A 20769-nucleotide genomic window follows, 5' to 3' on the forward strand; every position below is an offset into this window, starting at 1 on the left:
GGCGACAAAACACAGCATGGGGGGATGACCCCGGAAATACCTTGTGAATAGCAAGTGCGGACGCCCGGGTTGAACCGCTGTCCGCTCCGCCATCGGGAGCGCTACGCCGCCACATCCTCACGCAGGCTACGGGCATGACTGTTCGCAGCTCCGGCGCGCGGATCCCCGGGGCCCGGTTCACGGCGGAAGATGATCATCACGGTGAGAATGCCCAGCATCAGGGCTGCGATGGACCACATTGCGGGGCCCGCCAATTCTGCGGCAGCCGCGGGCGACTGCCCCCACGGCCGGCCTGCAGAGGTGGACCAAGGCAATTCCATGGACGGAGCCTGCTCCATCAACCTCCATCCGCAGAATGCGTAGAGTCCGGCTATTCCCGCTACAACAGGCAGCCGCCTGCCCGGGGCGCCGCCGGTGCCCGGATCCTGGTTCCCTGTGAGTGCGGCGGTGGCCAGGCAACCGGTCACCAGGGCAAGCAGGCTCATGGCGCTGTAGCCGATTTGTCCGGTGGCTGCCCAGTCGAGCAAGGGGGTGTAGTAGATGGCGAAGAGGGACGCCGCGAGAAGGGGAACTGCCGGAAATGGATCCCTCCTCAGTGCTGCGAGGACCGGCTGCACGGTCCGTTCCAGGAACTCCTTAGCCCCGGCGCTGCCGTCCGTTCTGGCGATGACGGTCAGGGTGGCCAGGGTCAGCGGGGCGGCCGGGACGAGCAGCAGCGGCACGATGGCGGTAAGCATCATCTGTGTCAGCACGTGGGCGTTGAACAAGTAGCCCTGATAGGCATGCACGCCGCCGTTGGTGACGATGAACAGGACCGCCACTCCCGCCAACCACAGCAGGGTGCGGTGTAGGGGCCAGGACCGGCCGGTTGTGTGGAGCCGACGTATGCCCGCCAGATAGATCACGACGGCGAACCCGCAGACCAGGCTCCACAACGGATCGGGGGCCCAGCCGGACAGGTATTCCCACAGCCCGGGCTCGGGAAGCACGGGGCCCGGCTCCCCGGATGTGGCGGCTGGCGGCGGTTCCGTCCGGGCAAGCGCCGCGGCCATCCCGGATGCGATCCCCATCACGGCGAGCTCGGCAACGGCGAGGGCGGCGAAGAGGCGGCCGCCCCGTTCCGGTGCAATCTCCAGCCGGTTGATCGACCAACGCCGGTGGAACGCCCCGAACACCCCGAGGATGATGAGCACGGCGGCCTTGGCAAGGACGATGGCGCCATAGGGGCTGAACACGGCTTCGATCGTGCTGATTGTTGCCAGGGCGCCCATATATCCCGAGACCGCAAGGGCTATGAAGCACACCAACGCCAACGTCGAGTACCGGCGTACCGTCGCGCCCAGCTGGCCGGGCGGCAGCACAGGCCGCAGCACCATCAGGGCCAGCAGGCCGCCTAGCCAGACGGCCGCTGTGGCCGAATGCACGAACAGCGCGGTGGTACTGTCCGCATGGTCGGTGCTGCCGGCGGCGTGGGATGTCATGACCAGGGGCAACAGGCCAGCGAAGGCTGTAACGGTGGTGAGTGCAAGCATGCGGGGGCCCCGCAGCCGGGAGCAAGAGATAGCCACAGCTGTTGCTATGAGGATGGTCAGGGTGCCGGACCGGCCGGCATCGATCCCGGTCAGGAACGTGAGGAATGCCTCATCAAACCCGGCTGCAGGGCTCCTGTTGGCCATGAACAGGAAACTCGCCGAGGTATGGATGCAGGCTCCCGCGGCCCAGACAGCCGCCGACCATCCTGCCCATCGAAGAGCCTTGAAGTAGGCGGCTCCGCCGCGGGGGAGCGCAAACGCCGCGAGCACGAGGGCACCGATAGTGCCGGCACTGGCGAGGTTGCACAGAAGCTTCGCGGCGGGCAGTCCCCAGGTCACGGCCAATCCTGCCCTGTCCAAGGGCCCCGGGTCCGCGCCGCCGCCGTAATTGTAGGCCCACGCCAGCGACAGCATCCCTGCCACCAGCAGCGCTGTCCCGGCCACTGCCTGCATCTTCAGCGACATCGCGCCCCTTCCGCGGCCCTCCGGCCCTGATCCTGGTGGCGCAGCAACGCCGCCTGATGTTGTGCCAGCTTGGCGTGCGCCGCTTGGGAAATCCTTGGCATTCCACCCGCGGTTCTCCATGGTTGGCCTGGACGGTAGACTTGGATGGGCCGTTCTCCGGCCATTGCCGCCCACGCCCACCGCAGACGATCCGGGCCGCGGCTTATCCCTGCTGTGAAAGGCTTTACCTGCTGTGATTACTGTTCAGGATCTTGAACTGCGTGCCGGCGCCCGGCTCCTGATGGACCAGGTGAGCTTCCGCATCGACAAGGGAGACAAGATCGGGCTCGTCGGCCGTAACGGCGCGGGCAAGACCACCCTTACCCGCGTCCTTGCCGGGGAAGGCCTGCCGGCCGCCGGCAAAGTGACCCGCACCGGCGAAATCGGCTACCTGCCGCAGGATCCCCGCACCCCTGACATGGAGCAGCTCGCACGGGACCGCATCCTGTCCGTCCGGGGCCTGGACATCGCCGTCGGCAAACTCCGGACCGCACATGACGAAATGGCGAGCGACGATCCCGCCGTCCAGCGCAAGGCGATGAACCGCTATGACCGGCTCGAGTCCGAGTTCCTGGCAGCGGGCGGATACGCTGCCGAGGCCGAAGCTGCAGCCATCTGCTCCAATCTTGCACTGCCGGACCGGTTGCTGAACCAGCCGCTCAAGACCCTCTCCGGTGGCCAGCGCCGCCGTGTGGAGCTGGCGCGCATCCTGTACTCGGATGCAGAAACCATGCTCCTCGACGAGCCAACCAACCACCTCGACGCCGATTCCATCGCCTGGCTGCGGGACTTCCTGAAGAACCACCAGGGCGGCCTGATCGTGATCAGCCACGATACTGAGCTCCTCGAAGCCACCGTGAACAAGGTGTTCCTGCTGGACGCCAACCGTGCGCAGATCGACTTCTACAACATGGACTGGAAGCGCTACCTCACCCAGCGCGAAACCGACGAACGTGCGCGCAAGCGGGAGCGCGCGAACGCCGAAAAGAAGGCCCAGGTCCTGTTTGACCAGGCCAACAAGATGCGTGCCAAAGCCACGAAGGCCGTCGCAGCGCAGAACATGGCCAAGCGTGCTGAACGCCTGCTCAGCGGACTTGAAGCGGTGCGCGAGCAGGACCGCGTGGCCGCCCTGAGGTTCCCGGACCCGTCACCCTGCGGCAAGACCCCGCTCACCGCGGAAGGCCTCAGCAAGTCCTACGGTTCGCTCGAGATCTTCACCGACGTGGACCTGGCCATCGACCGTGGCTCCAAGGTGGTCATCCTCGGCCTCAACGGTGCCGGCAAAACTACCCTCCTGCGGATGCTCGCGGGCGTGGACCAGCCGGACACCGGTGACGTTATTGCCGGTCACGGCCTTAAGGTGGGCTACTACGCCCAGGAACACGAAACGCTGGACGTGGACCGCACCGTCCTGGAAAACATGCGCTCCGCTGCCCCCGACATGAAGGACGCCGAAGTCCGCGGCATCCTGGGTTCGTTCCTGTTTTCCGGCGACGACGTGGACAAGCCCGCCGGCGTCCTCTCCGGCGGCGAAAAGACCCGCCTGGCCCTGGCCACCATCGTCGCGTCCAGCGCGAATGTGCTCCTCCTCGACGAGCCCACCAACAACCTCGACCCCGCCAGCCGCGCCGAAATCCTTGGCGCCCTCAAGAACTACAGCGGCGCCGTCGTCCTGGTCAGCCACGACGAAGGGGCGGTCGAAGCACTCAACCCCGAGCGCGTTGTCCTGCTGCCCGACGGCGTCGAAGACCACTGGAACGAAGACTACCTGGACCTGATAACCCTGGCTTAAGCCTTCCCTCCCGGTTGGCTCCGCTACGTGGCGTAGGCGATTTGCCGCGTGCTGGCTCGTTCGCCCCACCGTCCCCTAACCTCGCAAGCTCGGCCAGGGCACCCTGACGGCGTGGGCCCACGCCTTGGGCACGCTACATAAATCACCTACGCCGCTTCGCTCGTGCCTCTGGAGCCTTTACGCTTCAACGCACCTTCAGTTCCAGCGCTTCGGTTATTCCCTGGAGTTGCTGGTAGGTGATGCTGAACATTGAGTTGTGGTCGCCTGCTCCGGCCCATAGACGCTCGTGCTTTTGGAGCGACTCGTCCAGGAGGGTCCTGATCTTTTCGGGGTGGCCAACCGGGGCCACTCCGCCTACATGCTGGCCGGTGTGCTTCAGCACGAAGTCGGGGGAGGCCCGGCGGATTCGGCCTTCCCCCAACTGCTCAGCCACCAGCTTTGTGTCCACGCGGGCTGCACCGCTGGCCAGGATGAGCAGGGGCTCCCCGTTGAGATCGAAGATCAGGCTGTTGGTGATGGCGGCGAGGTCGCATTCCAAAGCCTCGGCCGCCGCGGCTGCTGTCGGGACGCCGGCCGGAAAGGTCCGCACAGTGTCGCCAACACCTGAGCGCACCAACGCTGAGCGCACCCGGCCCACCGGGCCGCCGTCGTACTCCGTCATGCCTCAGTAGCCCTGGGCGTCGAGGAGGGCGTCTTCTTCTTCTTCGGCGGTCGGGTGCTTCCGCTTGCGGGGAGGCGACGGACGACGGCGGGCTGCCGCGGCAGCGGAGTGGACCGGGCTGCCCGAGTCCAGCGACCCGTCCATGCCTTCGGCCTCGTCCTCGGCGTCGATCGCCGCGTTGCGGGCCTGCTGCCGGGCCGCGTAGCCGAAGCCGACGAACATCAGGACACCGAAGGCGAACCACTGCAGGGAGTAGGACAGGTGCGTGCCCTCCTCCGTGGACGGCTTCGGGAAGGCCGCCGGCATCTGTGCTGCCGGCGGTGTCTCCGACGCGAGCTGGCCGTAGGCGCCGGTGAGCAGGGGATACCCCAGCTGTGCCGAGTACGCAGTGAGGTCGATGGACGCCAGCTGGCCTTCGGGTGCGCCGCGCTGCAGTTCAGGTTCCGGGTGCTTCAGGCGCACGACGGCGGTCACCTCACCGGCCGGCGGTTCCGGCACCGAATCCGGGCTTCCCGGGTTCTTGTTGCCGATGGGCAGCCACCCGCGGTCAATCACCACCGTTTCACCGGAGGCCAGGCGGAAGGGGACAACCACCTCGTAGCCGGGCTGGCCGTTCAGCGGACGGTTGCGGACTATCCGCTGGCCCGCCACGTCGTAGGTGCCCTTCAGTTCCACCTGGGTCCACTCCTTCGCAGGGTCCAGCTTCGTGAACTGGTCCCTGACTTCAGCAAAGGGAACGGGGGTTGCGGAGTAGTTGGTCACCACACGGTTGATCTCCGCGAGCGTCTCAGCGCGGCGGTCCATCTGCCAGCGGCCCAGGAAGACGCAGGCGGTGGCAAAGATGGCAGCCAGCAGGAGATAACCCAGCCACTTGCTGGAGAAGAGGAAACGGTACATTCAGCTGTCCTGCTCCACGAGGCCGGAAGGGGAGCCAGCATCAAGCGGGAGGGTTTCCTTCCAGAGCCCGCGGGTCTGCAGGTAATCCTCCAGCCAGTCCCTGTGCTCTGCGCAGGCAAGCCAAATCTTGCGGCGCTCGGGGGTGTGGATCTTGGGATTGTTCCAGAGGAGCTGCCAGGAGGCGCCGGACCGGCAGGCCTTGCGTGAACAGACGGCGGCGGCCTCCGCAAAGGACGGCTCAGACCCTGCAGCGAAATCAAAGATGCTCATGATGCCTTGCGCTCCTCCCCGGGGCCGGTCTCGTCGTCGTCGTTAATCAACTCGCCCTGCAGGACCTCGTCGCCGGGGCTGTCGGCAGCCGAGGGTTGGGGCGGGCTCTCTATCTCGGCCAGCGGCGCGGAATCCAGCAACAGGTCGCTGTGTGCCTCCGCCTTGTCGTTCCCGTTGGCGATGACCACCGCAATCCATGGGAGGAAGACCGCTCCGGCAACCATGAGGATCTTGAACCAGCCGTCCACCACGAAGATCAGGATCAGGCAGACCATGCGGATGCCCATCGCCAGCGCGTACTTGATCATGCGCTTACGCATGTCCTCGGAATGGGCTCCCGCGGCATCCGTAATGCTGTGAACCTCCGAATCGCCGGAGAACCGCCCGGGTTCTTCAGGCGCGGATTGTCCCGCATGGTTTTCAAGGGTCACGGTGGTTTATCACGCTCCAAAGGCTTGCATCAATTCTCTCACCATCGGCAGTGGCACCCAAACCCGGGCCAAGGCGGGCGCTAAGATCGGAGGCAGCCAAATCACACCCTTGCTACCGCGGCGCAGCATGCCGCAGAATTCCGGAGCCTCTAAATGACTGAAGCAGTTTCCGCCCCCCGCAGCGTCCTGATCACGGGCGGCAACCGCGGCATCGGCCTGGCCATCGCTGAGGCTTTCCTGGCCAATGGGGACAAGGTGGCGGTGACTTACCGCAGCGAGTCGAAACTGCCCGAAGGAATCCTGGGCGTCAAGGCCGACGTCACCGACGAGGCCTCCGTGGACGCGGCCTTCAAAGAGGTTGAGGCTGCCCACGGCCCGGTCGAGGTCCTGGTGGCGAACGCCGGCATCACCAAGGACACACTGCTGCTGCGCATGAGCGAAGATGACTTCACCTCCGTCATCGACACGAACCTGACCGGTGCCTTCAGGGTCATCAAGCGGGCCTCCAAGGGCATGATCCGGCTCCGCAAGGGCCGTGTTGTCCTCATTTCCTCGGTCTCCGGCCTCTACGGTGCGCCCGGACAGATCAACTACTCCGCCTCCAAGGCGGGCCTGGTGGGCATCGCCCGATCCCTGACACGCGAACTAGGTTCCCGCGGCATCACCGCCAACGTGGTGGCACCGGGCTTCATTAACACGGACATGACCGCAGAACTCCCCGAAGCCACGCAGAAGGACTACCTCACCAGCATCCCGGCCGGCCGCTTTGCCGAGGCCTCGGAAGTTGCCAACGTGGTCCGCTGGATCTCCAGCGACGAAGCCGCCTACATTTCCGGTGCCGTCATCCCGGTGGACGGCGGCCTGGGCATGGGGCACTAAGGCACAACCTGCACCGGCGGACGCACGCGGACGGCACATGCTCACCCCGCCGCCGCGAACGCCTCTTCCAGCCAGCCTGCCACTTCGTCGTCAATGTCCTCGACGGTGCGCAGTTCCAGGTGATGCATCCAGACGCCTGGGGATGGATGGACTATTTCCTTGAACCGGGAAGACTCCAGGCGGCGGGGGAGTGCAATGGACAGCACGGCCGGAATATCGGTTTTAAGATGTCGGCGCGGATTCCAGACATAGGCGAATCCGCGCCGGTTCCGGAAAGCCACCTGGCTGATGGTGGTATGCACCGAGGCCGGGACAGCGCCGCTTAGAGCCCGCCCTACCGCCTCATAGATGCGCAGTCCCTCAGGTGAATTGCTGAAGACCTGTTCCGGCGTGGACTCCGCACCGGCCGGCCGCCGCTGTGCCATACGGGGAGCCTACGCCGGGTCAAGGTGTGCAGCACCGTCAAACTAGCTGGCATCGCCTTCTTTGTGGGGGTCAGACAACGGAATCAGCACCGGCCGCTGGCATGATGGACTGCAGACCGACTCCGACTTAGACGTTTCGAACAAAAGGAGCCCCTATGGGACTGCTGGACAACAAGACCGCCATCGTCACTGGATCATCGCGCGGCATCGGCGCTGACGTTGCCAAAATCCTCGCCGGCCAGGGTGCCGCCGTCGTGGTCAACTACCGCCAGAAGGCGCCGCGCGCCAACAAGGTAGTGCAGGGCATCGAGGCCGACGGCGGCCGCGCCGTCGCCGTGGGCGCAGACCTCACCACCCAGGAAGGCGTGCAGGCCCTGGCCTCCGCCGCGATGGAAAACTTCGGTTCCCTCGACATCCTGGTCCTGAACGCCTCCGGCGGCATGGAAACCGGCATGGGCGAGGACTACGCCCTCAAGCTGAACCGCGACGCCCAGGTCAACATGCTCAACGCCGCGGTGCCCCTGATGAAGGAGGGCTCACGGGTGGTCTTCGTCACCAGCCACCAGGCGCACTTCATCAACACCGTCCCCACCATGCCTGCCTACGAGCCGGTGGCCCGCAGCAAGCGCGCCGGTGAGGACGCACTCCGCGATCTCATTCCCGCACTGGCCGAGAAGGGCATCTCCCTGGTGGTTGTGTCCGGCGACATGATCGAGGGCACCGTCACCGCCACACTGCTGGACCGCTCCACCCCCGGAGCCATCGAGGCCCGCCGTGCCGAGGCCGGGAAACTGTACTCAGTGGAGGAATTCGCCCAGGTGGTGGCCGGGATGGTGACCGCCGACGTCGAATCCGGCCACACCGAGTACGCCGGTGGAGCCGACTACTTCGGCAAGGGCGGCCAGTCCGCCAGCTAGCTAGGCTTCCCACACCGAAATGACAGTTCGCGGCAATGTTCCTTTGGGACACTGCCGCGAACTGTCATTTCGCGGTTAAGTCGCTAGACGTTAGACGCCGGCGACGTAGCGGACGGCGTCGAGATAGGGCATGTTGACGGCGGCATCCGCCACGGCCCGCACGGCAGGCTTGGCGTTGAAGGCGATGCCGATGCCTGCGGCGCCGAGCATGTCCAGGTCGTTGGCGCCGTCGCCAACTGCAATGGTGTGCTCCAGGGCAATGCCTTCCGCGGCGGCCCATTCCCGCAGGAACTTCTCTTTGGCTGCACGGTCCACCACGGCGCCCAGCACCTTGCCGGTCAGCGCGCCGTCAACGATTTCCAGCTCATTGGCCTGCCAGTAGTCCAGGCCAAGGTCAGCGGCGATGGGCTCGAGGATCTGGTTGAATCCGCCGGACACGACGGCCACCACATGGCCGGCCTTCTTGAACGCCGCCACCAGTTCCGCGGCCCCCAGGCTCAGTTTCACTTCCGCGCGGACGTTATTGACGACGTCGGCGGGCAGCCCCGCGAGCACCGCCACCCGGGCGTGCAGGCTCTGGGTGAAGTCCAGTTCCCCGCGCATGGCGGCTTCCGTGACGGCTGCCACCTCCTCGCGCTTGCCGGCGTATGCCGCCAGGAGCTCGATGACCTCCTGCTGGATAAGGGTGGAGTCCACGTCCATGATGAGCAGTTTGCGTTCCGCCGCACGGAGCCCGGCCGGAACCAGCGCGGTGTCCAGGCCATCGATGGCCGTGTCCGCAATGGCCCGCCGCAGTACGGCGAGGCCGGCGGCGGTGGCATCCGGAAGGCCCAGTGTGGCGACGTGCACCCCGTAGCGGTCATCGCCCAGGGAGTCCTCTGACTGCACAACCGCGCCGTGGGCGGCGAGGACGGAACGCAGCTGCTCCAGCCCGTTTGGAGTCATATTTTGGCCATAGCTGACCGCAGTCACGTTCGAAGTCATGCCTTCAATCTTATCCAGAGGGGCGCGGGCCCCTTGAATTGCGTCCTGCCGGCAGGGAACCGATGTCCGCTACATCAGCTTAGGCAGAGGCAGAACGGGTGGCCGGCCGGATCAAGGAACACACGGAACGTGGTGCCCGGCTGGTATTCGTGCTTGGTGGCACCCAGTTTGAGCACTTCTGTTTCGGCGGCGTCGAGGTCGTCCACCACGACGTCGAGGTGCATCTGCTGCGGTACGTCCTGGCCGGGCCATTGCGGGGGCCTGTAGGAATCCACCTTCTGGAAACTCACTGCATCCCCGTGCTCTGCTTTGATGGACCACCAGTCCTCACCCCCCTCAATCTTCCAGTCGAGCAGGGTGCCGTAGAATTCGGCCAGGATTTTGGGGTCCGGGCAGTCAAGGACAACGACAGGAAAGCGTGCGATAGCCATAGCCAACACTCTAGGTGCGGCCTCCCAGACCACCTACAGTTTTGTGTGCTTGAATGTGCGTAGTCGGGCTGGTGACATCAGTTATCAGTCGCCATGTTTTTTGTCCTAGTGTCTACTCCTATGAGTGATGTTCTGGAATTGGATGCCGTCAGTGTTGTCCGCGGCAAAAAGACCCTGTTGGACAAGGTTGACTGGCAGGTCAATGAAGGCGAACGCTGGGTCATCCTCGGCCCCAACGGAGCCGGCAAAACCACTCTCCTCCAGATCGCAGCAGCACGCCTCCACCCGAGCAGCGGGACGGCCGGCATCCTTGACGAAACCCTGGGCCGCGTGGACGTCTTTGAACTCCGCCCGCGCATCGGCCTTTCATCGGCAGCCCTCGCCACCCAGATCCCTGAGCATGAGAATGTCCTCAACGTCGTTGTCACCGCCGCCTACGGCGTCACTGGGCGCTGGCGGGAAGGCTACGAGCGCGACGACGAGCGCCGCGCCTTCCGTCTCCTGAACGCCTGGGGGATGGGTCCTCTGCTGAACAGGACCTTTGCCACCTTGTCCGAGGGGGAGCGAAAGCGTGTCCAGATCGCCCGTGCCCTCATGACGGACCCCGAACTGCTGCTGCTGGATGAGCCCGCTGCCGGCCTTGACCTGGGCGGCCGCGAAGAACTGGTCCACAAGCTGGGCGAATTGGCCAGTGACGAGGCGGCGCCGGCCATGGTCCTGGTAACCCACCACCTTGAGGAAGTTCCGCCGGGCTTCACCCACGCCATGCTGTTGCGCGACGGCGGCGTGGTGGCCGCAGGACCCATCACCGAAGTCCTCACCGATGAGCACCTCAGCGCCACTTTCGGCCTCGCGCTGGATGTGACGGAAAACTCCGGCCGTTACTCCGCCACCGCCCGCCGCTAAGGCAGGGTTCACCGCCAGCAGTGGAGTTCTTTAGCAGCATCCTGGTCTTTTTCGCGGGCCTGTGGGCCGGCACCATCAACGCCGTGGTCGGCTCCGGCACGCTGGTGACCTTTCCCGTGCTCATCGCCCTGGGCGTCACGCCGGTTGTGGCCTCCATGAGCAACGCCATGGGGCTGGTGGCCGGCACGGCGGCCGGAGCCTGGGGTTACCGGCGCGAGTTGGCAGGCCGGGGCCGCCAACTGATGAAGCTGCTGCCGGCCTCGCTGCTGGGCGGAATCACCGGCGCCTACCTGCTGCTGCACCTGCCCGAGCAGGTCTTCCATTATGTGGCACCCGTCCTGCTGGTGCTTGCCCTGCTGATGGTGGTCTTCCAGCCCAAACTCCAGGCATGGGTGCGGAGCCGTGAGGAGAACCCGGAGCATGCCATCCGGGACCGCAGCCACGGCGTGCTCCTTGTGGTGCTGGTGTACCTCGCCGGGGTGTACGGGGGCTATTTCGTGGCAGCCCAAGGCATCCTGCTGGTGGGCATCCTGGGCGTGTTCCTGACCGGGACCATGCAGCATGCCAACGCCATGAAAAACATCCTGGTGCTCGGCGTCAACATGGTGGCGGCGGTGTCCTACCTGATCTTCGCCTTCGACCGGATCAACTGGCTCGTGGTCCTGCTGATCGCTATCAGTTCTACGATCGGTGGCCTGGTTGGCTCAAAGGTGGGGCGCAGGCTCTCCCCGCAGGTCCTGCGGGCCGTCATCTTCACCCTTGGCATCGTGGCCCTGGGCGTGATGGTCGCCAACCTGCTGAAATAATCACCCGGTGACGTTCCACTATCTAGAGTCCGCCGATGATCCCCGGGTGGGCGACTACACCACACTGACCGATGTGCACCTGCGGAAGCTCCGGGAACCACGTGAAGGCATGTACATCGCCGAATCATCCCGTGTGCTGCGCCGTGCCCTGGCGGCCGGGCACCAGCCGCGGTCGTTCTTCCTGGCCGAGAAGTGGCTCGCAGACCTCGACGACGTCTTCCAGGCATACCCCGACGTTCCGGTTTTCATCGGGAAGGCAGCCCTGCTCGAGGAAATCACCGGCTTCCACCTGCACCGCGGGGCCATGGCCGCCATGCACCGCCCCGCCCCCGTGCCGCTGCCCGAACTGCTGGCGGGCGCGCGCCGGGTGGCAGTCCTGGAAGACATCGTGGACCACACCAACGTGGGCGCCATCTTCCGGTCCGCCGCCGCCCTGGACATCGACGCCGTCCTGGTCTCGCCCCGCTGCGGGGACCCCTTGTACCGCCGCAGCGTCCGGGTCAGCATGGGCACCGTCTTCCAGGTCCCCTGGGCACGCCTCGAAAGCTGGCCGGCAGACCTCCAGGTGCTCAAGGACCACGGCTTCACCGTCGCCGCCCTGGAGCTGACGGCGGACGCCCAGGACGTGGATGTGGTGGCCGCCCGGAACCCGGACAAGCTGGCGCTGGTGCTCGGCACGGAAGGTGCCGGCATGAGCGCCGAAACACTTGCCGCCGTCGACCTCGCCGTCAAGATCCCCATGCGCAATGGCGTGGATTCGCTCAACGTTGCTGCCGCATCTGCTGTGGCCTTCTGGGAGCTGCGGGCGCGGCCCCAAGCCTCCGCCGCCGAATTGCATACTCTGCCACAGCCACGTTGATGACCCACCCGGCACCCATGAGCAGTGCCCGCCCTGCCTCGCCGGGCTGGCCTGCGAGCACCATCCACGGGATCGATACGAGAGCCTGGGTCCCGGCTGCGATCCCGATGGCGTAGGCGCGGGTCATCCACGCCCCGTGGTGCTGATACCTGCGCCTGGAAAGGGCCCTCACCCCCAGGATGATGTTGGCAAGCATGGCGGTTCCGAAGATCAGGCGCAGGATGAAAAGTGCGGGGCCGTCCCCCTGTGGAAGATCGTAGAAGGCGGCCATCCACAGGCCGGACAGGGCCACCAGGAGGCCGGCGGGTATCAGGACAACGCCGGCTGCCCGGTGCCAGGCGGTACGGCCGGAGCGTCCCCTGCGCAGGCCGGGGACAAACTGGAACGCCCCCAGCAAGCTGTAGAGAATGGCAGCGGGTATGTGCACCATCACGGGTATGGGCGAGGCGAAGAACCGCGCATTGGCCGGCGTAACGGGAGCGCCCCCGGTCAACTCGGCCATGCGCAGGGAACCGAAAATGACGGGGATGAGGCTGACAAAGATGAGCCCTGCCGGTACCAGCCAACCTGCCTGCCTGCGCCGGGCCGGCGCCTGAGTAACTATCGATTGAGTGGCCATGGCTCGTCTTCTTTCCGCAGCTGCCGCGTTAAGGTGTACGGTGTACACCCCTTCCGCGACTCAATCTAGGTGTACTCTGTACACCTGTCAATGGCTATCACGGGCGGGAAGATATGACAGACCTCAGCGAACGGCCTGCAGGGGTAACCAGGGGTCCGCTTAGCAGGCAGCGGGTGCTTCGCGCTGCGCTCCTGCTGGCCGACCAGGCCGGGGTGGATTCATTGAGCATGCGCAGGCTCGCCGGGGAGCTGGGTGTGGTGCCGATGGCCCTTTACAAGCATGTGGCGAACAAGGAAGAACTGCTGGACGGCATGGTGGACGCCATCATTGGAGAGATCGCACCTCCTCCGCCGGGCCTTCCGTGGAAGGAGGCCGTCCGGGTGCGCGTGCTCTCGTCGAGGACGACGCTCCGCCGGCACCCCTGGGCCCGCCGCGTCATCGAAACCAGGACATCGAAGACCCCCGCCGTCCTCGGTTACATGGACTCGTTCACCGGGATATTCCTGGCCGGCGGGTTGTCTGCGGACCTGACCCACCACGCATTGCACGCACTGGGCGGGCGCATGTGGGGCTTCACGCAGGAATTGTTTGACGAACCCGCGGCAGCGGAACGAGCCGCCGACGTCCCGCCCGACATGCAGCTGACCATGTTTCAGCAGATGGCCAGGCTGTACCCGAATATTGCTGCCGTCGCGGCGCCCGCAGCCCATGATGGAGGCACCGTGGTTGCCCACGGCTGCGACGACCAGTTTGAATTCGAATTCGCCCTTGACCTGCTGCTGGACGGCATTGAGCAGCTTCACGCCCAAGGCTGGACATCCCCGCGCTCCGCCCCGCCCGGGGAGTAGCGGCGCGGTTCGTCAGGCCCGCCGGCGTCCGCTATGATTGATAGCTGGTTGTCCTGCTTTTTCAGCTTCGGCTGCAGCAGCCCCAGCCATCCCATTCATACCTGGCAACTGGCAAAATCCAGTTGCGTTGAACAAAGGTCCCATTATGAAGTCTGATATCCACCCGAAGTACGAAGCTGTTGTTTTCAACGACCTGGCCTCCGGCACGAAGTTCCTGACCCGCTCCACCGTGTCTTCCTCGAAGACCATCGAGTGGGAAGACGGCAACACCTACCCGGTCATCGACGTCGAAATCTCCTCCGAGTCCCACCCGTTCTACACGGGCAAGCAGCGCATCATGGACTCCGCAGGCCGCGTCGAGCGCTTCAACGCTCGCTTCAAGGGCTTCGGCGGCAAGAAGTAATCCACTTCGCCCAAGCTTCATGACGAAAGCCCGCACCGGCAACGGTGCGGGCTTTTCGCGTTAACGGCCTCGCGCCTTCTGGGGCAGGATGGATGGCATGACGCACCCTCCGCTTCCTGAAACCCACCCTGCCGCAACCGAACGCCTGCACGGCGAATACAAGGTGCCGGGCGGGAAACTGGTGGTGGCAGACCTCGCCGTCGCGAATGGATCACTGACGGACGTCTCGATCAGCGGGGACTTCTTCCTGGAACCCGACGAGGCCCTCCTGGACATCAACCGGGCCCTCACCGGCCTGCCGGAAGCGACGCCCGCCGCAGAGCTTGCCGAGGCCGTGACTGCCGCGCTTCCGGCTGATGCCGCCTTATTCGGCTTTTCGGCAGACGCCGTGGCGATTACTGTCCGGCGTGCCTTGGCCAAGGCCACCTCGTGGGCCGACCACCACTGGAACATCATGGGACCCACCGTCCTGCCTACAGAAATCAACGTTGCCCTGGACGAGGTCCTCACCGAGGAGGTGGGTGCAGGCCGGCGCAATCCCACCCTGAGGTTCTGGGACTGGGAGGAGCCCTCCGTGGTGATCGGCAGCTTCCAGTCCTTCCGCAATGAGGTGGATCCCGACGGCGTGGCGAAGCACGGCATCAAGGTTTTCCGCCGCATCAGCGGCGGGGGAGCGATGTTCATGGAGGCCGGCAACTGCATCACCTACTCGCTGTACCTGCCCCAGACGCTGGTGGACGGCATCAGCTTCGCGGATTCCTACCCGTTCCTGGACGCCTGGGTCATGGCCGCCCTGGAGAAGCTCGGCATTACGGCGTTCTATGTGCCGCTGAATGACATCGCCACGGACCAGGGAAAGATCGGGGGGGCCGCGCAGAAGCGGCTCGCCAACGGCGGAATGCTGCACCACGTCACCATGAGCTATGACATCGACGCGGACAAGATGGTGGAGGTCCTGCGCATCGGCAAGGAGAAGCTGTCCGACAAGGGGACCCGCAGTGCCAAGAAGCGCGTGGATCCGCTGCGCCGGCAGACCGGGCTGGCGCGGACCGCCATCATCGCCGCAATGATGGACGTGTTTGCCGAACGGTACGGCGCCACCCCGTCAGAGCTGTCCGAGGCGGAGCTGGCCGCAGCCCGCGACAGGGTGGCCGCCAAGTTCGGCACGGAGGAGTGGCTCCACCGGGTTCCCTGAGTGCCCCAAGTCAGGGAGCAGGTGAACCAACGACGGCGGCCTGCGCCGTGAGTGCCCGCAGCAGGTGGCTCCGCTGCTCCACGATGATGCGGCGCAGTGCCCGCGGAGCATCGATATGGGCCGCCAGCCACTCGTCGGTCCTGCGGAGCACCTGATGCCCCGCAGGCTCCATCCCTTCCGCCAGGTCCTGGTGCAGAGGGAACAGGCCGCGGACAATCCGGCTGGCGATTTCGATGCTGCGGTCCTCCCAGACGTCCAGCAGGCACTCAAAATAAGGTTCCACGTACGGCTCAAGCAGCGCAGAGGGTGCCGTGGTGAAACCGCTGATCGTCGCGCTGAGCAACTGGTTGGAGAGCGTGTCACCGTGGACAGCCTCCTTCCACGCCGCGGCCTTGACACCGGGCTCCGGGCGGGCAGCGAGCGCCGTGGCGTGCCCCGCCCGTCCCGACGCCGTGGTGTCCCGTGCCAGCTCGGCGTCGAGTTCCGCTACCGTCGCCTGGCCGTTGGCCGCGAGTGCATGCCAGAAGTGCCAGCGCAGTTCGGCGTCCACCGCCAACCCCTTCACCGGGGCTGAGCCGTCCAGGAGGCCGTTGAGCCGGGGCATCAGGGTTCCGTCGTGCCTGCTGAGTGTGCCGAGGGTCCGGGCCCAGGCGAGCTGGTGGTCGGAACCCGCCACGGCCCGGTCCAGTTCCGCCGCCACGGTTGCCAGGAAGGAGGTCCGGACGGCTTCCCGTCCGGGTGCCGGTGTGTAGCGTTCGACGGCGGTGCTGGCGTTTTCGAGGATGTTCAGCAGGACGCCGATGCCGGTTTCCGCCGGTCCAAACGCAGCCACCGCGTCCACATACCGTGCCGCCGGGCTTTCGCCGTCCCTTGCGGAGTTCCAGAGCGCAGTCCAGCACAGGGCGCGGGCCATCGGATCGGAGATCCTGTCCAGCGATGCCAGGACGGTTGCCAGGGACACCGGGTCCAGCCGGACCTTGGCGTACGTCAGGTCGTCGTCATTGAGGAGCATCAGTGCGGGACGTGGAATTCCTGACAGCTCCGGCACAGCGGTGAAGGCGCCGCTGACGTCGGTTTCCACGCTCCCCGTGCGGACCAGCGCCCCGTCGTTGTCGACGTCGTACAGCCCCACCCGGAGCCGATGCGGCCGCGGCTCGTTACGTCCCGTGACCGGATCCGTGGCGTCCTGGACGATGCGCACGTCGCCCAGGACGCCGTCGTCGTTCCCCTGGCCTTCGGGGATGTCCAGCGAAAGGGTGGAAATCCCTGACGTCTGCAGCCATTGCTGCGCCCAGCCGGTGAGGTCCCGCCCGGAGGTGGCACTGAGGGATTCCAGGAGGTCCGCCAAAGTGGTGTTGGAGTAGGCGTGCTTGCGGAAGTACTCGCGGGAGCCGGCGATGAACGCGTCAAAGCCGACGTAGGCCACCAGTTGCTTCAGTACCGAGGCGCCCTTGGCGTAGGTGATGCCGTCGAAGTTCTGTTTGGCGGCCTCGAGGTCCGGGATGTCCGCGACGATGGGATGCGTGGTGGGCAGTTGATCCTGGAGGTAGGCCCAGGCCTTGCGCTTGTTGGCGAAGCTGACCCAGGCGGAATCCCAGTCAGTGGCCTTGTCCACGCCCAGCGTGCCCATAAAGTCGGCGAAGGACTCCTTGAGCCAGAGGTCATCCCACCACTGCATGGTTACCAGGTCCCCGAACCACATGTGTGCCATCTCGTGCATGAGCGTGTTGGCGCGGCCCTGGTACTGGGCGTCGGTGGCACGGGACGTGAAGACGTAGCTGTCCGTGAACGTCACCAGGCCGGGGTTCTCCATGGCGCCGAGGTTGTATTCGGGGACGAAGGCCTGGTCGTACTTGCCCCAGGGGTAGGGGTAGGCGAACAGCCGGTTAAAGAAGTCCAGGCCGTTTTTGGTCAGCGTGAACAGCTGTTCCGCGTCGAAGGATTCCGCCATGGACGCCCGGCAGTAGAGGGCCAGCGGGATGTCCAGGGAGGTCCCGTCGTCGAGCGTTGCCTGCCAGCGGTCCACGGCCTTGAAGTACGGGCCGGCCAGCACTGTTGTGATGTACGTGGACATCGGCTCAGTCGCGGCAAAGTCCCAGCGTGCGGTGGCCGGGTCGCTCGTGAGGAGCGTCCGGGCGGTTTCCACGCCGTTGGAGGCGACCTGCCACCCGGCCGGCGCCATGACGTGGAAGGTGAAGGCTGCCTTGAGGTCCGGCTGCTCAAAGTTGGCGAAAACGCGGCGGGCGTCGGCCGGCTCGTACTGCGTGTACAAGTAGCACTGCCCGTCTGCCGGGTCCACGAACCGGTGCATGCCCTCGCCGGACCGGCTGTACAGGGCGGTTCCGGTGACGGTGACCTGGTTCTGCGGCTGCAGGTTGTCCAGCCGGATGCGGGCGCAATCCACCACGTCCTCCACCTGCAGCGCCCTGCCGTTGAGGATCACGCTGTGGACGCCGCTGCCAATAAAGTCCAGGAAGGTTGAAGAACCGGGCTCCGCGGCGGTGAAGGTGATGACGCTGCGGCTGGTGTAGCCGGCAACGTCCGGGTCAGCCGCCTGCCGCACGTCCAGCGACACGTCGTAGCTGGCGGTGCTGATCAGGGCAGAACGTTCAGCGGCTTCATCGCGGCGCAGATTCTCATTTGACACCGGGCTATCTAATCACGGGCTGGGTGCCCGGGTGTCAGGCAGCAATCAGCAGGGCTGCCGCCAGGCCCAGCACGGCGATCAGCAGCCAGGACGCCAGCGCGGCCAGCAGTGCACGCCCGCCGGTCAGCAGGAGCGTCCGGATGCGCACCGCGGAACCCAACCCGAACAGCGCGGCGCCGAGCAGGACGTCCTGCAACGCGGCCCCCGCCTCGAGCCAGTCCTCCGCCAGCCAGCCCGTGGACCGAAGCCCAACCATCGCCACGAATCCCAGGACGAACAGGGGCACCACCGGCGGAAGTTTCGTATGCCCGCCGTCCGTGTCCGCGTCCGTCCGGACGGTGAGGCGCTGGTGGGTTCCGGCCAGGGCAGCCACAGGCGCCAGCAGGAGCACCCGGGTGAGCTTGACCACGACGGCGATGCCCAGTGCCGCCGTCCCCGCGGTTTGCGCGGTGGCCACCACCTGGCCGACGTCGTGCACGGACGCGCCGATCCAGGCGCCGAAGACCGGGGCTGTGAGCTGCAGCGGGTGGACGAACAGCGGCAGGACGCCGATGGCAAGGGTTCCGCAGAGCGTCACCAGCGCCACAGGCAGGACCGTGTCCACGTGGCGCATCCGCCGCACGGCCGCCATGGCGCCGATGGCGGAGGCTCCGCAGATCGAGAATCCGGTGGCCACCAGGAGGGACGTGACCGGGGGAAGCCGGAAGAGCCTGGAAATCAGGTAGGTCCCGCCAAAGCTGGCAGCCACAACCCCTACAATCAGTGCCAGGGCCAGCCAGCCCAGCCCGAGGACGTCCATGATGCTGACCTTCAGGCCGAGCAGGACAATCCCGCCGCGCATCAGGTGCTTACCGGCAAAATCCAGGCCGGGCCGTGCCCGGCCCGCGGTCCACACGCCGGCTGCCGGCAGGTTGGCCGCCAGGACTCCCAGCACCACGGCCAACGTCATGGCGGGCAGGACCGGCACCAGCCAATGCACAAGGAAGGCGGCCACCAATGCGGCGGCTGCTGTGGCCAGTCCGGGAAGCAGCCTGTCAGCGCGGCGGGGGTTGCCCGGACCCGGCACTGGGAGGCTTCTGCTGACTGGCACTCACCTACTGTGCCGGAAAAGGCCCGGAATGCACGAACCCGTGCCACTGCGCCAACACGCCAGAAGGGACGGCAGTAATGAATTCGAAACAAAAAGATGGTTGGCTATTGGGCATGTCAGACCTTTTTCAGGAATACTCCGAGGCCGCCGGCCGGACCGGAGCCTACGATGAGATGTTCGCCCCCGGGCAGCAAGCCAGGGACTCCTACGGGCAGGTGGCGGACGCCCTTCGCAAGCTTTCCCTGGCCGATGTCAGTGCCCGGGCCGATTCGATGGCGCGCACGTTCCTGGACCGCGGTGTGACCTTCGACTTTGCCGGCGAGGAGCGGCCCTTCCCGCTGGATATCGTCCCCCGTGTTATTCCTGCCGCGGAATGGGATGTCCTGGAACGGGGCGTCGCCCAGCGGGTGCGGGCGCTGGAAGCGTTCCTGAACGACGTGTACGACAAGATGACCGTGGTGTCCGACGGCGTGATTCCCCGGCAGCTGGTAACCACCAGCGCACACTTTCACAGGCAGGTCCACGGTTTTGAACCCGCCGGCGGCGTCCGCGTGCACATCTCCGGCATCGACGTGGTGCGGGATGCTGCGGGAACGTTCCGTGTCCTGGAGGACAACGTCCGCGTTCCCTCGGGCGTCAGCTACGTGCTGGAGAACCGGCGGGCCATGGCCAAGGGCCTTCCCGAAGCCTTCGGACAGCAGCTCATCCGGCCCGTGGAGGAATACCCACGCCGGCTGCTCTCGGCCCTGCGGAAGACCGCGCCTGCCGGTGTGGACGATCCCACCGTCGTCGTCCTGACCCCCGGCGTCTTCAACAGCGCCTACTTCGAGCACACGCTGCTGGCAGGCCTGATGGGCGTTGAACTGGTGGAGGGCAGGGACCTCATCTGCCGCGGAAACCGGGTGTACATGCGCACCACGGCCGGTGAGCAGCGCGTGGACGTCATCTACAAGCGGATCGACGACGACTTCCTCGATCCGCTGCAGTTCCGGGCCGACTCCATGCTGGGCTGCCCCGGGCTGGTCAACGCCGCACGCGCCGGCGGCGTCACCATCGCTAACGCCGTGGGCAACGGCGTCGCGGATGACAAACTGGTTTACAGTTACGTTCCTGACCTGATCCGCTACTACCTCAGCGAGGAGCCCATCATCGCGAACGTTGACACGTTCCGCCTCGAAGAGAAGGAAGCCCGGGAGTACACCCTGGACAACCTCGCCGAACTCGTGGTCAAGCCGGTGGACGGTTCCGGCGGCAAGGGACTGGTCATCGGCCCCGACGCCTCCAACGACGAACTGGACGCGCTCCGGCAGCGGATCATCGGTGACCCGCGCGGCTGGATCGCCCAGCCCGTCCTGCAGCTTTCCACGGTTCCCACCCTGAGTGGTGACAAGTTCGGCCCCCGCCACGTTGACCTGCGTCCCTTCGCAGTGAACGACGGCGACAACGTCTGGGTGCTGCCCGGCGGACTGACGCGGGTGGCGCTGAAGGAAGGCTCCCTGATTGTGAACTCCAGCCAGGGCGGCGGGTCCAAGGACACCTGGGTGCTCGCCGACTCGCCGCAGGTGCCGGTGGAAACCGTTCCCCGGCCCTCAATTTCCGTGCGTGAGCGCGTGTCTGTCTGGCCTGTGGAAAGCAACTGGCGGGACCGCCAGTCGGAGCAGCAGCAGTGACCC

Annotated in this window: 21 protein-coding genes; 10 read left to right on the forward strand and 11 right to left on the reverse strand. The window is 65.9% G+C overall.

What is annotated here, in order from left to right:
* Window positions 1-101 precede the first annotated feature (101 nt).
* Window positions 102-1997 (reverse strand): bifunctional copper resistance protein CopD/cytochrome c oxidase assembly protein, encoded by a 1896-nt coding sequence (locus ACZ9BC_RS04995; RefSeq protein ID WP_476245014.1) that lies wholly within the window; start codon window positions 1995-1997, stop codon window positions 102-104.
* Window positions 1998-2229: 232 nt separating this feature from the next.
* Between ACZ9BC_RS04995 and ACZ9BC_RS05000 the strand changes: the two genes are divergently transcribed.
* Window positions 2230-3828: an ABC-F family ATP-binding cassette domain-containing protein gene (locus tag ACZ9BC_RS05000; RefSeq protein WP_079596083.1), complete on the forward strand. Its 1599-nt coding sequence runs from the start codon at window positions 2230-2232 to the stop codon at window positions 3826-3828.
* Between the two features lie 184 nt (window positions 3829-4012).
* Here ACZ9BC_RS05000 and ACZ9BC_RS05005 read toward each other — a convergent pair whose 3' ends face one another.
* Genes ACZ9BC_RS05005 through ACZ9BC_RS05020 form a run of 4 tightly spaced genes read right to left on the reverse strand, consistent with a single transcriptional unit; the run spans window position 4013 to window position 6087 of the window.
* Entirely contained in the window at window positions 4013-4489 is a 477-nt protein-coding gene (locus ACZ9BC_RS05005; protein WP_476245015.1) for a YbaK/EbsC family protein, read from the reverse strand.
* Between the two features lie 3 nt (window positions 4490-4492).
* Window positions 4493-5386, reverse strand: coding sequence for an SURF1 family cytochrome oxidase biogenesis protein (locus tag ACZ9BC_RS05010; RefSeq protein WP_476245016.1), 894 nt, complete (start codon window positions 5384-5386; stop codon window positions 4493-4495).
* A complete protein-coding gene (locus tag ACZ9BC_RS05015) occupies window positions 5387-5656 on the reverse strand; it encodes a hypothetical protein (protein ID WP_476245017.1) in 270 nt (89 codons plus the stop codon). It abuts the gene before it with no gap.
* Entirely contained in the window at window positions 5653-6087 is a 435-nt protein-coding gene (locus ACZ9BC_RS05020) for a DUF3099 domain-containing protein (RefSeq protein ID WP_476245018.1), read from the reverse strand. The genes ACZ9BC_RS05015 and ACZ9BC_RS05020 overlap by 4 nt, the downstream gene beginning before the upstream one ends.
* A 153-nt stretch (window positions 6088-6240) precedes the next feature.
* Between ACZ9BC_RS05020 and ACZ9BC_RS05025 the strand changes: the two genes are divergently transcribed.
* Window positions 6241-6966, forward strand: a complete 726-nt coding sequence (locus tag ACZ9BC_RS05025) for a beta-ketoacyl-ACP reductase (protein ID WP_079596088.1) — start codon at window positions 6241-6243, stop codon at window positions 6964-6966.
* A gap of 41 nt (window positions 6967-7007) precedes the next feature.
* Here ACZ9BC_RS05025 and ACZ9BC_RS05030 read toward each other — a convergent pair whose 3' ends face one another.
* The gene (locus ACZ9BC_RS05030; RefSeq protein WP_476245019.1) at window positions 7008-7391 is read right to left on the reverse strand and encodes a DUF5655 domain-containing protein; all 384 of its coding nucleotides are present in this window, start codon (window positions 7389-7391) and stop codon (window positions 7008-7010) included.
* A 155-nt stretch (window positions 7392-7546) separates the two neighbouring features.
* Here ACZ9BC_RS05030 and ACZ9BC_RS05035 point away from each other — a divergent pair, with 155 nt between their 5' ends.
* Complete coding sequence (locus ACZ9BC_RS05035) at window positions 7547-8308, forward strand: SDR family oxidoreductase (RefSeq protein WP_115523447.1); 762 nt, start codon at window positions 7547-7549, stop codon at window positions 8306-8308.
* Between the two features lie 90 nt (window positions 8309-8398).
* Here ACZ9BC_RS05035 and serB read toward each other — a convergent pair whose 3' ends face one another.
* Both serB and ACZ9BC_RS05045 read right to left on the reverse strand, forming a co-directional pair.
* Window positions 8399-9292: a phosphoserine phosphatase SerB gene (serB, locus tag ACZ9BC_RS05040; protein ID WP_476245020.1), complete on the reverse strand. Its 894-nt coding sequence runs from the start codon at window positions 9290-9292 to the stop codon at window positions 8399-8401.
* 74 nt (window positions 9293-9366) lie between these two features.
* On the reverse strand, window positions 9367-9723 hold the full coding sequence (locus ACZ9BC_RS05045) for a VOC family protein (protein WP_476245021.1): 357 nt from the start codon (window positions 9721-9723) through the stop codon (window positions 9367-9369).
* A gap of 120 nt (window positions 9724-9843) precedes the next feature.
* Here ACZ9BC_RS05045 and ACZ9BC_RS05050 point away from each other — a divergent pair, with 120 nt between their 5' ends.
* The 3 genes from ACZ9BC_RS05050 to ACZ9BC_RS05060 are packed head-to-tail and all read left to right on the forward strand — an operon-like array spanning window position 9844 to window position 12294.
* On the forward strand, window positions 9844-10629 hold the full coding sequence (locus tag ACZ9BC_RS05050) for an ABC transporter ATP-binding protein (RefSeq protein WP_476245022.1): 786 nt from the start codon (window positions 9844-9846) through the stop codon (window positions 10627-10629).
* A gap of 20 nt (window positions 10630-10649) precedes the next feature.
* Window positions 10650-11435 carry a sulfite exporter TauE/SafE family protein gene (locus tag ACZ9BC_RS05055; RefSeq protein WP_476245023.1) on the forward strand — a complete coding sequence of 262 codons (786 nt, stop codon included), beginning with the start codon at window positions 10650-10652 and terminating at the stop codon, window positions 11433-11435.
* Between the two features lie 7 nt (window positions 11436-11442).
* Window positions 11443-12294 carry a TrmH family RNA methyltransferase gene (locus tag ACZ9BC_RS05060; protein WP_079596094.1) on the forward strand — a complete coding sequence of 284 codons (852 nt, stop codon included), beginning with the start codon at window positions 11443-11445 and terminating at the stop codon, window positions 12292-12294.
* On the opposite strand, the gene ACZ9BC_RS05065 is transcribed toward ACZ9BC_RS05060, so the two are convergent.
* Window positions 12197-12913 (reverse strand): DUF2306 domain-containing protein, encoded by a 717-nt coding sequence (locus ACZ9BC_RS05065; RefSeq protein WP_476245024.1) that lies wholly within the window; start codon window positions 12911-12913, stop codon window positions 12197-12199. The two genes, ACZ9BC_RS05060 and ACZ9BC_RS05065, sit on opposite strands and share 98 nt — an antisense overlap.
* Before the next feature lie 113 nt (window positions 12914-13026).
* On the opposite strand from ACZ9BC_RS05065, the gene ACZ9BC_RS05070 reads away from it, so the two are divergent.
* From ACZ9BC_RS05070 to ACZ9BC_RS05080, 3 genes are all read left to right on the forward strand, one after another.
* Window positions 13027-13761, forward strand: a complete 735-nt coding sequence (locus ACZ9BC_RS05070; RefSeq protein WP_476245025.1) for a TetR/AcrR family transcriptional regulator — start codon at window positions 13027-13029, stop codon at window positions 13759-13761.
* Window positions 13762-13906: 145 nt separating this feature from the next.
* On the forward strand, window positions 13907-14164 hold the full coding sequence (locus tag ACZ9BC_RS05075; RefSeq protein WP_003802336.1) for a type B 50S ribosomal protein L31: 258 nt from the start codon (window positions 13907-13909) through the stop codon (window positions 14162-14164).
* A 97-nt stretch (window positions 14165-14261) separates the two neighbouring features.
* Window positions 14262-15359, forward strand: coding sequence for a lipoate--protein ligase family protein (locus ACZ9BC_RS05080; protein ID WP_476245026.1), 1098 nt, complete (start codon window positions 14262-14264; stop codon window positions 15357-15359).
* 10 nt (window positions 15360-15369) lie between these two features.
* Here the strand turns inward: ACZ9BC_RS05080 and pepN are convergent, their stop codons facing one another.
* Window positions 15370-18006: an aminopeptidase N gene (gene pepN, locus ACZ9BC_RS05085; RefSeq protein WP_476245027.1), complete on the reverse strand. Its 2637-nt coding sequence runs from the start codon at window positions 18004-18006 to the stop codon at window positions 15370-15372.
* Window positions 18007-18040: 34 nt separating this feature from the next.
* Entirely contained in the window at window positions 18041-19096 is a 1056-nt protein-coding gene (locus ACZ9BC_RS05090) for a YeiH family protein (protein WP_476245028.1), read from the reverse strand.
* 113 nt (window positions 19097-19209) lie between these two features.
* Between ACZ9BC_RS05090 and ACZ9BC_RS05095 the strand changes: the two genes are divergently transcribed.
* Window positions 19210-20766: a circularly permuted type 2 ATP-grasp protein gene (locus ACZ9BC_RS05095; RefSeq protein WP_079596100.1), complete on the forward strand. Its 1557-nt coding sequence runs from the start codon at window positions 19210-19212 to the stop codon at window positions 20764-20766.
* Window positions 20767-20769: the final 3 nt, after the last annotated feature.

Source organism: Pseudarthrobacter sp. TE3704, from assembly GCF_056279405.1.

Excerpts from the sequence above, each read along its gene's own strand:
- ACZ9BC_RS04995 (WP_476245014.1), bottom strand. The coding sequence starts at position 1,997 with ATGTCGCTGAAGATGCAGGCAGTGGCCGGGACAGCGCTGCTGGTGGCA.
- ACZ9BC_RS05005 (WP_476245015.1), bottom strand. The coding sequence starts at position 4,489 with ATGACGGAGTACGACGGCGGCCCGGTGGGCCGGGTGCGCTCAGCGTTG.
- ACZ9BC_RS05010 (WP_476245016.1), bottom strand. The coding sequence starts at position 5,386 with ATGTACCGTTTCCTCTTCTCCAGCAAGTGGCTGGGTTATCTCCTGCTG.
- ACZ9BC_RS05015 (WP_476245017.1), bottom strand. The coding sequence starts at position 5,656 with ATGAGCATCTTTGATTTCGCTGCAGGGTCTGAGCCGTCCTTTGCGGAG.
- ACZ9BC_RS05025 (WP_079596088.1), top strand. The coding sequence starts at position 6,241 with ATGACTGAAGCAGTTTCCGCCCCCCGCAGCGTCCTGATCACGGGCGGC.
- ACZ9BC_RS05030 (WP_476245019.1), bottom strand. The coding sequence starts at position 7,391 with ATGGCACAGCGGCGGCCGGCCGGTGCGGAGTCCACGCCGGAACAGGTC.
- ACZ9BC_RS05035 (WP_115523447.1), top strand. The coding sequence starts at position 7,547 with ATGGGACTGCTGGACAACAAGACCGCCATCGTCACTGGATCATCGCGC.
- serB (WP_476245020.1), bottom strand. The coding sequence starts at position 9,292 with ATGACTTCGAACGTGACTGCGGTCAGCTATGGCCAAAATATGACTCCA.
- ACZ9BC_RS05045 (WP_476245021.1), bottom strand. The coding sequence starts at position 9,723 with ATGGCTATCGCACGCTTTCCTGTCGTTGTCCTTGACTGCCCGGACCCC.
- ACZ9BC_RS05050 (WP_476245022.1), top strand. The coding sequence starts at position 9,844 with ATGAGTGATGTTCTGGAATTGGATGCCGTCAGTGTTGTCCGCGGCAAA.
- ACZ9BC_RS05065 (WP_476245024.1), bottom strand. The coding sequence starts at position 12,913 with ATGGCCACTCAATCGATAGTTACTCAGGCGCCGGCCCGGCGCAGGCAG.
- ACZ9BC_RS05070 (WP_476245025.1), top strand. The coding sequence starts at position 13,027 with ATGACAGACCTCAGCGAACGGCCTGCAGGGGTAACCAGGGGTCCGCTT.
- ACZ9BC_RS05075 (WP_003802336.1), top strand. The coding sequence starts at position 13,907 with ATGAAGTCTGATATCCACCCGAAGTACGAAGCTGTTGTTTTCAACGAC.
- ACZ9BC_RS05080 (WP_476245026.1), top strand. The coding sequence starts at position 14,262 with ATGACGCACCCTCCGCTTCCTGAAACCCACCCTGCCGCAACCGAACGC.
- ACZ9BC_RS05095 (WP_079596100.1), top strand. The coding sequence starts at position 19,210 with ATGTCAGACCTTTTTCAGGAATACTCCGAGGCCGCCGGCCGGACCGGA.